9 protein-coding genes are annotated in these 12,587 nt (G+C 61.8%); 7 read left to right on the top strand and 2 right to left on the bottom strand.

Annotated elements, in window-relative coordinates:
- Positions 1–521: 521 nt before the first annotated feature.
- The gene (locus ABSE61_RS18650) at positions 522–3,575 is read left to right on the top strand and encodes an Rne/Rng family ribonuclease (RefSeq protein ID WP_423872599.1); all 3,054 of its coding nucleotides are present in this window, start codon (positions 522–524) and stop codon (positions 3,573–3,575) included.
- A 72-nt stretch (positions 3,576–3,647) separates the two neighbouring features.
- Here the strand turns inward: ABSE61_RS18650 and ABSE61_RS18655 are convergent, their stop codons facing one another.
- On the bottom strand, positions 3,648–4,976 hold the full coding sequence (locus tag ABSE61_RS18655) for a dicarboxylate/amino acid:cation symporter (protein WP_423872600.1): 1,329 nt from the start codon (positions 4,974–4,976) through the stop codon (positions 3,648–3,650).
- Between the two features lie 89 nt (positions 4,977–5,065).
- Positions 5,066–6,256 carry a pyridoxal phosphate-dependent aminotransferase gene (locus tag ABSE61_RS18660; RefSeq protein ID WP_423872601.1) on the bottom strand — a complete coding sequence of 397 codons (1,191 nt, stop codon included), beginning with the start codon at positions 6,254–6,256 and terminating at the stop codon, positions 5,066–5,068.
- 162 nt (positions 6,257–6,418) lie between these two features.
- Here ABSE61_RS18660 and ABSE61_RS18665 point away from each other — a divergent pair, with 162 nt between their 5' ends.
- From ABSE61_RS18665 to accC, 6 genes are all read left to right on the top strand, one after another.
- Positions 6,419–7,915, top strand: coding sequence for a M48 family metalloprotease (locus ABSE61_RS18665; RefSeq protein WP_423872602.1), 1,497 nt, complete (start codon positions 6,419–6,421; stop codon positions 7,913–7,915).
- A 35-nt stretch (positions 7,916–7,950) separates the two neighbouring features.
- On the top strand, positions 7,951–8,718 hold the full coding sequence (locus tag ABSE61_RS18670; protein WP_423872603.1) for a DsbA family protein: 768 nt from the start codon (positions 7,951–7,953) through the stop codon (positions 8,716–8,718).
- 228 nt (positions 8,719–8,946) lie between these two features.
- Positions 8,947–9,669, top strand: a complete 723-nt coding sequence (locus ABSE61_RS18675; protein WP_423872604.1) for a DUF1236 domain-containing protein — start codon at positions 8,947–8,949, stop codon at positions 9,667–9,669.
- Positions 9,670–9,926: 257 nt separating this feature from the next.
- A complete protein-coding gene (gene aroQ / locus ABSE61_RS18680) occupies positions 9,927–10,394 on the top strand; it encodes a type II 3-dehydroquinate dehydratase (protein WP_423872605.1) in 468 nt (155 codons plus the stop codon).
- A 141-nt stretch (positions 10,395–10,535) separates the two neighbouring features.
- Complete coding sequence (gene accB / locus ABSE61_RS18685; protein ID WP_423872606.1) at positions 10,536–11,024, top strand: acetyl-CoA carboxylase biotin carboxyl carrier protein; 489 nt, start codon at positions 10,536–10,538, stop codon at positions 11,022–11,024.
- Positions 11,025–11,099: 75 nt separating this feature from the next.
- Positions 11,100–12,449 (top strand): acetyl-CoA carboxylase biotin carboxylase subunit, encoded by a 1,350-nt coding sequence (gene accC, locus ABSE61_RS18690; protein ID WP_423872607.1) that lies wholly within the window; start codon positions 11,100–11,102, stop codon positions 12,447–12,449.
- The last annotated feature ends 138 nt before the right edge of the window (positions 12,450–12,587 follow it).

The following is a 12,587-nucleotide window of genomic DNA, read 5'->3' on the forward strand; positions in this document are numbered from 1 at the left end:
TGTGTCGTGTCCAGCCTCCCGGTGCAGCGCAGGAGCCTCCAAAGCAGGAGATTTCAGCGTCTTTCCGGCCTCTCCGGAGCCAGCGCAGCGCGCGGCTGACAGGAGGGGCGGTTTCAAGCCCGAGCGGCTCCGCTCCCAGGTCAACAGCTTGTTCCAGGGACGGCTCGAGATCCGACCTAACCAAATATCGGGCCTTTTTGGCCCCGATATACGATCAAGGCGTGCGCTTTAGCGCCAAGCCTTCAGCGACCGATAAGCGGCCACTTCGCCGCCCAAAATTACTCAGACGGGCCGACGCTTAATGCGCCAGACTGTATTGCCGGAACTCCAGGGAAAAATACCGCCGATGCGGGGCGCAAGCCGCGCGCGTCGTTGTCTGCCCCGGGAATCATGTTCGGCGCGGCGCGCAGGATTGCGTTTCGGCCTTCCCCTCACCCCCGAATCAGGTGGACCGTCGCGTCACCCGGCCGTGCGATTTGCGCGCGCCGCCCTGCGCGCCAGCCGCCGTCAAGAGTTCCAAAATGCCCAACAAAATGCTTATCGATGCCACCCACCCGGAAGAGACCCGGGTCGTCGTGGTCCGCGGCAACCGCGTCGAAGAATTTGATTTCGAAACCGCGCAACGCAAACAACTGCGCGGCAATATCTATCTAGCGAAGGTCACGCGGGTCGAACCGTCGCTGCAAGCCGCCTTCATCGAATATGGCGGCAACCGCCACGGCTTCCTCGCCTTCAGCGAAATTCATCCCGATTACTATCAGATCCCCGTTGCCGATCGTCAGGCGCTGATCGAAGCCGATGAGCGTGCCCATCGCGAAGCGGAGGAAGAATCCGAGAACCGCTCCAGCCGCCGCCGTTCGCGCCATCGCAGTTCGCGCCGGCGCGGACACGGCGAGCGTGTTCAAAGCGAGATCGTCGAAACCTCAAGCCTGGAGACGCCGGCAGAGGGGTCGCACGAGACCGCCCATGCTCACGCCGAGGAAGGCCATCACGACGCGCACGATCACGAACATCACGTCAACGATGCCGACCACCACGAGGACACGGCGCACCATCACGACGACGATCACGAACATTCCCATGATCATGAGGCGCATGCCGAGGACGACGGGCATGATTCGGACCACGTCGCCGCGACACCTGCACACGCGGCCGAGCCTGTAGAGGCCATTGCCGATATTTCAGAAGCGATGCGGGAGGCTCCGGCGGATAGCGCACACGAAGACGACGCGCACGAAGACCATGCCGATGGCGAGGCCCATCCGGAAGAAGTCGCGGCCGAGAACGCTGCTCATGCCGCATATGCCATCGAAGCCCAGGCCGCACCGTCCGACGAAGTGCATGCGACAGCCGACGGCGAAGAGCTTCACGAAGATGACGAAGGCGACGAGGCCGAGGAAGAGGTTGTCGAATCCGTCGGCGGCGACGACGTGATGGAAGAAGTGCCCGAACGCGCCTTCCGTCCGCGCCGCCAGTACAAGATTCAGGAAGTCATCAAGCGGCGCCAGGTGATGCTGGTGCAGGTTGTCAAGGAAGAGCGCGGCAGCAAGGGTGCGGCGCTGACCACCTATCTGTCGCTGGCCGGCCGCTATGCGGTCCTGATGCCGAATACCGCGCGTGGCGGCGGCATCAGCCGCAAGATCACGTCCGCCCAGGACCGCTCGCGGCTGAAAGAGGTCGTCCAGGACCTCGACGTGCCGGAGGGCATGGGCATCATCCTGCGCACCGCCGGCGCTTCCCGCACCAAGCCCGAGATCAAGCGCGACTTCGAGTACCTGATCCGGATGTGGGAGACGGTGCGCGACATGACGCTGAAGTCGCAGGCCCCGACATTGGTTTACGAAGAAGGCTCGTTGATCAAGCGATCGCTGCGCGATCTCTACAACAAGGAAATCGACGAGATTCTGGTCGCGGGCGAAGCCGGTTACCACGAAGCGCGCGATTTCATGAAGATGCTGATGCCCTCCAATGTGCGGGCGGTGAAACAATATCGCGACGGCCAGCCGTTGTTCTCGCGCATGGGCGTGGAGAGCCAGCTGGACGCGATGTTCTCGCCCACCGTGCAGCTGCGGTCGGGCGGATACATCGTCATCAACCAGACCGAGGCGCTGGTTTCGATCGACGTCAACTCCGGCCGCTCGACGCGCGAACATCATATCGAAGACACCGCACTCAAGACCAATCTCGAGGCGGCGGAAGAAGTCGCCAGACAGCTCAGGTTGCGCGATCTGGCCGGGCTGATCGTCATCGACTTCATCGACATGGACGAGAAGCGCAACAACCGCTCGGTCGAGCGCAAGCTGTCCGACTGCCTGCGGCAGGACCGTGCGCGGATCCAGGTCGGACGCATCTCGCATTTCGGCCTGCTCGAAATGTCGCGCCAGCGTATCCGCGCCAGCGTGCTCGAAAGTTCAACTGAGCCCTGCCCGCAATGCGGCGGCAGCGGCCACGTTCGTTCGGTCTCTTCGGTTGCGCTGCAATTGCTGCGCGGACTTGAGGAAGTCTTGATGAAGGGCGCGACCCACAATCTGGTGGTGCGGACCCGGACCGACGTCGCGCTCTACGTTCTCAACCACAAGCGCGGTCATCTGCGCGATCTCGAAAATTCGTTCAAGGTGACGCTTGCGGTCATCGCCGACCCGACCGTGAGCGGACAACAGTCGTTCGTGATCGATCGCGGCGAACAGGTGCACACGCTGGAAGCGGCAAAGGCGTTGCTCGTGGCCCAGGCCGCGGCCGCTCCCTCGCAAGTCGAAGAAGTGTTCGACGACGAAGAGCTGCTCGACGCCGAGGCCGAATCGGAAATCGAAACCGACGAGACCGAGGGACTCGGCGAAGATTCCGCAGGTGGTGAAGAAGGAAGCACGGAGGCCGCAGGCGACGGACCGCGGCGCAAGCGGCGGCGGCGGCGGCGTGGTCGCAGCGGCGAGCCGCGCGAAGGCGGAATGCCGCGCCAGGATAGTTCTTTCGCGCCGGAAGCAGGTGTTTCAGCCGATGCGGAAATCGCCGACGAAGGCGAAGCCGATGACGATGAAGCCGGCGAGCAGCCGAACCCGGCGCGTGCCGACAGTGGATCGGGCGAGCGGCGGCCGAGGCGCCGCGGACGCCGTGGCGGACGCCGCCGGCGTGGCGGAACCGAAGACGGTCTTGCCGGATCGATCGCCGACGAGCTCGGGCCTGTTCCAGTGCCGGAGGCTGCAAGCGCCGTCGCCGACTTCGATGGAACTCCGTCGCAGCCATCGCCTTTGCCGGCCGAATACGCGCCACCGCCGCATCCTGCCGAGCAGCCGGCAACTGTCCAACCGACCGCACCATCAGCCGCAGAGGCCGAGGCGCATGAGGCTGAAAAAGCCGCTCGGCGACGTTCGACGGTGCGCGAGAAGGTGAGCTTTGGGTCCAGCTCACAGGCTGAGCCGGCAACGCCCGGTTCGTATCAGCCGCAGCCTGCATCTGCTGAAGCGCATTCCGAACCGGCCCGAGAAACCGCCGAAGAAACCACGCACCAAACCACGACCGAAGCCGAGCAGCCTCGGCGCGCCGGCTGGTGGTCACGACGCTTCGGCGGCGGCGAATAGAAGACCTGAAATTTCAGACCAATAAAAAAACCGCCCGGCGAGAACCGGGCGGTTTTGAATTTGCGCAATAGACTAGCCCGTCGTGACCGCGGTTTCGATATCGGTCGGATCGACCTGACGGTTGAGATTGGCTGCCAGACGTTCGCGATCGAGTTCGCCTTCCCAGGCCGACACCACGACACAGGCGATGCCGTTGCCGCACAGGTTGGTCAGCGCGCGGCATTCGCTCATGAACTTGTCGATGCCGAGCACGATCGCCATGCCCGGCACGAGGCGCGGATCGACCACGGCGAGCGTTGCCGCCAGCGTAATGAACCCAGCCCCCGTGATTCCCGACGCGCCCTTTGACGTTAGCATCGCAACGACAAGGATGGTGATCTGCTGCCCGAGCGTCAGATCGAAGCCCAGCGCCTGCGCGATGAACAACGTCGCCAGCGTCATGTAGATGTTGGTGCCGTCGAGATTGAAGGAATATCCGGTCGGCACCACAAGCCCGACCACCGACTTCGAACAACCGAGCCGTTCGAGCTTCTCCATCAGCGAAGGCAATGCGCTTTCCGAAGACGAGGTGCCGAGCACGATCAAGAGTTCGTCCTTGATGTAGGCCAGGAATTTGAAGATCGAGAAGCCGAGGACGCGCGCGATGATGCCGAGCACCACGATCACGAACAGCGCCGCGGTAAGGTAGAAAGTCGCGATCAAACCGAGGAGGTTGAGGATCGCGCCGGTACCGAATTTGCCGATGGTATAGGCCATGGCGCCGAAGGCCCCGATGGGCGCTGCCCGCATCACGATCGAGATCACGCCGAACACGCCTTGCGCCGCGTCGTCGATGAAAGCGCGCAGCGTATGGCCGCGCTCGCCGAGCGCCATCAACGAGAAGCCGAACAGGATCGCAAACAGCAGAACCTGCAAAATCTCGCCGGTCGCGAACGCACCGACCACGGTATCCGGGATGATATGCAGGAAGAAGTCGACGCTCTTTTGCTCGCCTGCCTGCTTGGCGTAGGTCGCCACCTTGTCGGCATTGGCCATCGCGCCGCCGAAACCTGTGCCGGGACGAACGATGTTCCCGACCAGAAGCCCGATAACGAGTGCGAAGGTCGAGACGACCTCGAAATAGACCAGCGCCTTGATGCCGATACGGCCGACTTTTTTCGCATCCTGAATATGCGAGATGCCCGACACCACGGTGCAGAAGATGATCGGTGCGATCACCATCTTGATCAGCTTGATGAAGCCGTCGCCCAGCGCCTTGACCCAGTCGCTAGTCGCGAAATCCTGAAACCGCCAGCCGACGAGGGCGCCAAGCACGATGGCAATCAGCACCTGGATGTAGAGAACCTTGTACCAGGGTTTGGCCACGCGGACCGGTGCTGCGGTTACGGTTGTCGGCGCCATCGAACTCACCCCCTCCTCGACTTTCTTGATTTCAAGCCAAAATCCATTGCACCGGGAGTGTCAATGGGATGGGCCTATTTTAATCCGCGTCACTTCAGCCAACGCGCGATGCGTTCCACCGCCTCACGCATTTCCTGGGCCGACCGCGCATAGGAAAAGCGGATGAACTGCCGCCCGTGAATGGGATCGAAATCGGCGCCTGGGGTCGCCGCGACATGGGCCTTTTCCAGCATTTCGCTCGCGAATGTGAGACTGTCGGAGGTGTAGTCCGACACGTCGGCGTAAAGGTAGAAGGCGCCGTCAGCGGGCAGGAATTTGGTGAGGCCGGCCCGCGGCAGTCCCTCGATCAGGATCCGCCGGTTTTCCAGATAACCGCGCTTCACCTCCTCCATTTCAGGCTTGCCGTCGAAGGCAGCTTCGGCCGCGATCTGTGACAGCGTCGGCACCGAAATGGAGAGATTTTGCTGCAACCGCTCAATTGGACGCACCAGCGGCTCGGGTACCACCATCCAGCCGACGCGCCAGCCGGTCATGCAGAAGTATTTCGAGAAGGAGTTGATCACGAGCGCATCGGCGGAAAGTTCCGCCGCCGTCACCGCCGGGAACGCGTAGTCGAGGCCATGATAGATCTCATCCGAGATGAATCGGATGCCGGCGCTTTCGGCGGCCGCCATCAGCCCGCTCAACGCCTCCCGCGACATCATCGTGCCGGTCGGATTGGCCGGGCTTGCGACCAATACGCCCTTGAGCGGCGCCTTGCGGTGCGCGGCGAGCAGAGCCTCTCCGGTCAGTGCGTGCCGGGTTTCGCTGGATGTCTCGATCAACACCGGCTCGCAGCCGAGAGCGGTGAGAATATGCCGGTAAGGCGGATAGCCGGGAACCGTCACCGCGACCCGGTCGCCGGGCTCGAACATCGCCATGAAAGCTAAAATGAAGGCAGCCGAAGAGCCCGTGGTAACGACGATCCGGCTGGAATCCACCTCAAAGCCATAGCTTTCGCGGTAGTGGCGGGCAATTCGCGCCCTTAAGCTCGGAGTTCCAAGCGCAGCGGTGTAGTCGATCCGCGTCGAGTCCAGCGCAGCACGCGCCGCCGCAATGGCGGCTTGCGGGGCTGACGCGGCCGGCTGCCCTACTTCCATGTGAATCACATGACCGCCGGCTGCCTCGATACGGGCAGCGGCGGCCATGACGTCCATCACCATGAATGGCGGGACGTCGCTGCGTCCGGACGCCGTCGTCAAAAGACCTGTGGCACGTTCTCTCAATGTCGCTTCAAGCATCGATATCTGCTACTGGATTGGTGTTGCGGCTCTGGCATTCTGTGATGTCGCGGAGAAGAGCTTTTACGGGTGCCGGAACGGCCGCCCCAGACTAGCCTTATTCCGCGGATTGTTAGGGCATATCCCGTATCAAACCCGCCGCCAATCAATAAAGACCGCGTGATGCTGCTGCGCCTCGTCCTGTTCCGGAAAATAACCAAAACGACCGCGATCGCCACCGCGGTCGCCCTTCTTGTTGCCCCGATGGCCGCCCTCGCCCAAGAGGAAAAGCTTGGGATCCTTCGCGACACCGAGACCGAGCAGCTCCTGCGCGACTATACGAGGCCCATCCTTCGCGTCGCGAACCTGGAGAAGCAGAATATCCAGGTCACGATCATCAACCAGCCCGTATTCAACGCGTTTGTCGCCGACGGCCATCGCATTTTCGTGAACCACGGCGCGTTGCTGCAATCGGAGACCCCGAACCAGATCATCGGGGTGCTGGCGCACGAAACCGGCCATTTGGCCGGCGGCCACCTCGCCCGACTGCGCGAGCAATTGGCCCAGGCCCAGACCCAGATGATCGTCGCGATGGTGCTTGGCGCCGGCGCACTGATCGCGGGTGCCAGAAGTGGCGCCGGCGGCAACGGCATGGCGGATGCAGGCGCAGCAGCGATTTCAGCGCCCCAGACCGTGATCATGCGCTCGTTGCTTTCCTATCAGCGTCAGCAGGAAGAAAGCGCAGACCGCGCCGGGGTCAAGTTCCTGACCGCGACCCAGCAATCCGCCAAGGGCATGTACGAAACCTTCAAGCGTTTCACCAATGACAGCCTTTTCTCCGCCCATGGCGCCGACCCCTATTACCAGTCGCACCCGATGCCGGCCGAACGCGTCGCCGCGCTCGAAGAAATCGCCCGCACCAGCCCCTACTGGGACAAGAAGGACGATCCGGCGCTGCAATTGCGCCACGATATGATGCGCGCCAAGATTTCCGGGTTTCTGGAACGTCAGGACACGGTCTATCGGCGCTATCCGCTATCCAACACCAGCCTGCCGGCGCGCTATGCGCACGCGATCACGACCTATCTTCATGGCGATCTGAACAACGCGCTCGGCCAAATCGATTCGTTGATCCAGGTTCAGCCCAACAACCCCTATTTCTATGAATTGCGTGGCCAGGCGCTGATCGAAGGCGGCAGGCCCGCGGAGGCTATCCCGGCCCTGCGCAAGGCCGTGACTCTGTCCAATAACGCCCCGCTCATCGAGATTTTACTTGGGCAGGCGCTCGTGGCGGCCGATAACAAGGCCAACACGGAGGAAGCCATCAACATTTTGCGCAACGCGATGGCGCGCGAGACCGAACAGCCGATCGGTTATACTCAATTGGCGATGGCATTTGCCCGAAAGGGAGATCTCGCGGAAGCCGACCTCGCGTCGGCACAGGCGGCGTTTTTGCGCGGAGACAACAAGACCGCGAAAGACCTCGCCTCGCGTGCCAAGACCCGCTTTGCCGTCGGCACGCCCGGATGGGTCAAGGCTGACGATATTGTTTCGGCCAAGCTGCCCGCAGGACAAAAGAAAGACGGGCCCAAATTTCAGTTTGAGACGGGATCATCTCAGAATCGAACAGGTCATTTGTTAGGCCCAGGACGCCAACCCGATTCTGATGCAAGCCAATAACGAACCGAATTAGAGAAAACCCGAGGAATCATCGAATGTATCCCTTTCGCCTGCTCTCTCCCGCTCTGTTCGCGCTGACGATCGTCGCCGCACCTTCTGCTGCCTCGGCGCAGACCTTTTCCGACGGTCAGCGCGGCGAGATCGAGACGATCGTGAAGAACTATCTGGTCAGCCATCCCGAAGTGCTCGAAGAGGCGATGAACGAGCTCAACAAGCGGCAGGCGGCTGCCGAAAACGAGAAGCACGAGGCGAGCATCGTCCAGAACTCGGACGCGATCTTCAACTCGCCCCGTAACGTCACGCTCGGCAACAAGAACGGCGACGTCACCTTCGTCGAGTTCTTCGATTACAATTGCGGCTACTGCAAGCGGGCGATGAGCGACATGCTCGATCTCATGAAGTCCGACCCCAAGCTCAAGGTGGTGTTGAAGGAATTTCCGGTGTTGAGCGAGGGTTCGGTGGAGGCGGCAAAAGTCGCCGTCGCCGTGCGGATGCAGGATCCCGGCGGCGCCAAATATCTCGACTTCCACCAGAAGCTGCTCGGCGGCCGTGGGGCGGCAGACAAGGCGCGGGCGCTGGCGGCCGCGAAGGAAGCCGGCCTCGACGTGGGGCGCATCGAAAAGGACCTGGCAAGCCCGGAAGTGAAGGCCACCATCGAAGAGAACTTCAAGCTCGCCGAATCGATGGGCATGAACGGCACGCCAAGCTACGTCATCGGAAAACAGGTCGTTGTCGGCGCCATTGGTCTTGACGGCTTGAAGGAAAAAATCGGCGTCGCCCGCTGCGGCAAAGCGACATGCTAACAAGGCGACCTGCTAATTCGGCGGCACAACGCCGCACTCCAAACCAATATCCTGTGAAAAAAGAGGCCGGCGACTTCGCCGGCCTTTTTTGTTTGCAGGCTTTTTGCAGCACGCGGCGTTTATCCGCCGTTCATCAAACAAACTTTACGGAACCGGTGAAACGGCGGAACATCGTCGATCTCCTTTCGTTGTCGCGCGGGCAGTGCAAACTCGTGAGGAGAAGGTTCAATGATGAATCGTTTGATGATCACCGCGGCCACCGCGGCGTTGATCGCCGGAACCGGTCTTGCCAATGCGCAAGGCACGGGCGGTCGCGAAGGCGGAGCAGCCGGCGGCGCAGGCATGCAGCAGAGCGCACCGTCGGCGCCTTCGGCTGGTGCACCCAGCCGTGAAGGTGCTGCGGAAGGTACGAAGGCGCAGTCCGAGGAAAAGGGCGGCATGAAGAATCAGCGCGCCCAGCAGGATATGAAGTCCGGCCCCGCGGGTGAAAAGTCGATGGGCGAGAAATCAGCCCAGGACACCAAGGCCGACCACTCCAAGGGCATGACGCAGAATGAAAAGGGCGCGGCCGGCAAGGACATGAAGGCCGAAGACGAGCGCAAAGGCAACATGAAGGCCGAGGGTCGCGACAACAACAACACCGCCGGCGCGAAAGAGGAAGAGCGCTCGAAAACCGTCGGACAGGCAGGCAGCGGCGCCAAGCTCTCCACCGAACAGCGCACCAAGATCACGACCGTGATTCGCGATCAGCATATTTCGCCTGTTACGAACATCAACTTCTCGGTTTCAATCGGCACCCGCGTTCCCCGCGACGTCGGCTTCCACCCGCTGCCGGCTGAAATCGTGACGTACTATCCGGATTGGCGAGGCTATGAGTTTTTCCTCGTCCGCGACCAAATCGTGGTGGTAGATCCGCGAACCCTCGAGATCGTCGCCTTACTCGACGCCTGATCTCGAGCCAAATCTCGCGAATCCAGGGCGGGCCGTTATGCGGCCCGCCCTGTTCGTTTTGGGCGGTCCTGCCCAGGCACCAACTCAGGCGGCGCTAGACCATCCTTTGTGGTTAATGAATGGTTTCCGTCGATTCTATCGGGATTTTCACCAACTAGATGAGGTATTTGGGAGCCGGACGGCCGGGGCATAAGGCTTCCCTCCCGCCTTTTAGTTACCTATAACCGCGCCATCACCACCACATCACCGGGATCTGGATGGCCAAGACCGCTGCCGATACCATTTACGTGCTCAACGGCCCGAACCTCAATCTGTTGGGAACCCGCGAGCCCGAAACCTACGGCCACGCTACGCTTGCCGACGTCGAGAAGTTGTGCGTGGAAGCTTGTGCCAAATTCGGTCTCAAGGCCGATTGCCGGCAGTCCAACCGGGAGGGTGAGCTGATCGACTTCATCCACGAAGCCCATGGCAAAAAGGCCGCCGGCATCGTCCTCAATGCGGGGGCCTATTCGCACACCTCGATCGCGCTCCATGATGCGCTGGTCGCGGTGAAAATCCCGACGGTCGAGGTGCACATCAGCAACATCCACGCCCGTGAAAGCTTCCGCCATCACTCCTTTACCGCGAGAGCCGCCTTCGCGACCCTTGCGGGTTTCGGCATTGACGGCTACCGCCTTGCGATCAGCGGCCTTGCGGCCAAACTCGGCGCCAAGGCCAAGACCTGACGCTTAAGACCTGACGCTTAAGACCTGACGCTTAAGACCTGACGCTTAAGACCTGACGCTTAAGACCTGACGCTTAAGACCTGAAAGCTGAGGCCCGACGGCCCCCTTAAACCACGAGACAGAGAGTTCCGGATCAAGATCATGGCGCGCCAGCCTGAGGATAAAGCAGCCGCAAAGTTCGCAACCAGCGACGGAGCGCTCATTCGCGAACTCGCTTTGTTGCTTGACGAAACCAGCCTCACCGAAATCGAGATCGAACGCGCAGGGCTTCGGCTGCGCGTGGCGCGCAATGTCAGCATTGCGGCTTCGGTGCCGATGGCCGCGCCGGTCGCCGCCGTGCCGCCGCCGCTGCCGGCAACCGCAGCAGTAGCTCCCGCTGCCGACATGGCCAAGCATCCCGGCGCGGTTCCCTCCCCGATGGTCGGCACGGCCTACTGGGCTTCCGAGCCCGGCGCCAAGCCGTTCATCGAGGTCGGCTCCAAAGTCTCGGTGGGACAGACCCTGCTCATCATCGAAGCGATGAAGACAATGAACCAGATTCCTTCTCCGAAAGCCGGCACCGTCACACAGATTCTCGTCGAGGACGGCCAGCCCGTGGAATTCGGCGAGCCGCTCGTGATTATTGAATAGCGAATGGTGAGTAGCGAATAGCGAGTAGTTTTTCTATTCGCCATTCCTATTCGCCAGTCGCCCCCGAAGGGCACGATGTTCGATAAAATCCTCATAGCCAATCGCGGCGAAATCGCACTGCGGATTCTACGCGCGTGCAAGGAGCTTGGTATCGCGACGGTAGCGGTGCATTCCACCGCCGACGCCGACGCCATGCATGTGCGGCTTGCGGATGAGAGCGTCTGCATTGGGCCGCCACCGTCAAAGGACAGTTACCTCAACGTGCCCGCGCTGCTGGCGGCCTGCGAAATCACCGGCGCGGACGCGGTACATCCCGGTTACGGATTCCTGTCGGAAAACGCGCGCTTTGCCGAAATTCTCGCCGATCACAATCTGCATTTCATTGGACCCAAGGCCGAGCATATCCGCCTGATGGGTGACAAGATCGAGGCCAAGAAGACCGCCAAGCGCCTCGGCATTCCCGTCGTGCCGGGCTCGGACGGCGCGGTCAGCGCCGACGACGACGCAATGACGATTGCGAAAGGCATCGGCTTTCCGGTGCTGGTGAAAGCCGCTTCCGGCGGCGGCGGTCGCGGCATGAAGGTGGCGCAAACCCCGCAGGACCTGATGCTGGCGCTCTCGACCGCCGCTAACGAGGCGAAATCCGCCTTCGGCGATGCCTCGGTCTATCTCGAGAAATATCTGCAGAAGCCGCGCCACATCGAAATCCAGGTGCTTGGCGACGGCCGTGGCGGCGCCATCCATCTCGGCGAGCGCGACTGTTCACTGCAACGCCGGCATCAGAAGGTCTGGGAAGAAGGCCCCTCGCCTGCGCTGGACGCGGCCCAGCGCAACAGGATCGGTACGATCGTGGCGCAGGCGATGCAGCAAATGAAATATCTCGGCGTCGGTACCGTGGAGTTTCTCTACGAGGACGGTGAATTCTACTTCATCGAGATGAACACGCGCATCCAGGTCGAGCATCCCGTCACCGAGATGATCACCGGCATTGACCTCGTGCTCGAACAGATCCGGATCGCCGCCGGTGGCGATCTGCCGGCCACGCAGGAACAGGTGGTCATCAACGGCCACGCCATCGAATGCCGCGTCAACGCCGAAAACCCGGTGACCTTCCGTCCCTCCCCCGGCAAGATCCTGCAATATCATCCACCCGGCGGCCTCGGCGTGCGGATCGATTCCGCCGTGTACCAGGGCTACGTGATCCCGCCTTATTACGACTCCCTGGTCGGCAAGCTGATCGTGCACGGCAAGACCCGGGCCGAATGCCTGATGCGGCTGCGCCGGGCGCTGGACGAGATGGTCGTGGAGGGCATCGAAACCACCCTGCCGCTGTTCCGCGCGCTGGTGCGGGAGACCGACATCATCGACGGCGACTACCATATTCACTGGCTGGAACAGTATCTCGCCGGCAAGTCGCCGGGCTGAATTCAGAATTTCCGGCCCTCGCGGCTAAAAGTTCCGCCCTCCGGAACCAAGGGGCAATCAGCGCGTTTTTATTGCCCAAAGCTTTTCGTCTAGGTGGACCTGATTTCTTTTAGCGCGACAACTACGACGCCGGGTGCG

The organism is Bradyrhizobium sp. (assembly GCF_049519115.1).
In the GTDB taxonomy this organism is placed as follows: Bacteria; Pseudomonadota; Alphaproteobacteria; order Rhizobiales; family Xanthobacteraceae; genus Bradyrhizobium.

Excerpts from the sequence above, each read along its gene's own strand:
- ABSE61_RS18650 (WP_423872599.1), top strand. The coding sequence starts at position 522 with ATGCCCAACAAAATGCTTATCGATGCCACCCACCCGGAAGAGACCCGG.
- ABSE61_RS18655 (WP_423872600.1), bottom strand. The coding sequence starts at position 4,976 with ATGGCGCCGACAACCGTAACCGCAGCACCGGTCCGCGTGGCCAAACCC.
- ABSE61_RS18660 (WP_423872601.1), bottom strand. The coding sequence starts at position 6,256 with ATGCTTGAAGCGACATTGAGAGAACGTGCCACAGGTCTTTTGACGACG.
- ABSE61_RS18665 (WP_423872602.1), top strand. The coding sequence starts at position 6,419 with ATGCTGCTGCGCCTCGTCCTGTTCCGGAAAATAACCAAAACGACCGCG.
- ABSE61_RS18670 (WP_423872603.1), top strand. The coding sequence starts at position 7,951 with ATGTATCCCTTTCGCCTGCTCTCTCCCGCTCTGTTCGCGCTGACGATC.
- ABSE61_RS18675 (WP_423872604.1), top strand. The coding sequence starts at position 8,947 with ATGATGAATCGTTTGATGATCACCGCGGCCACCGCGGCGTTGATCGCC.
- aroQ (WP_423872605.1), top strand. The coding sequence starts at position 9,927 with ATGGCCAAGACCGCTGCCGATACCATTTACGTGCTCAACGGCCCGAAC.
- accB (WP_423872606.1), top strand. The coding sequence starts at position 10,536 with ATGGCGCGCCAGCCTGAGGATAAAGCAGCCGCAAAGTTCGCAACCAGC.
- accC (WP_423872607.1), top strand. The coding sequence starts at position 11,100 with ATGTTCGATAAAATCCTCATAGCCAATCGCGGCGAAATCGCACTGCGG.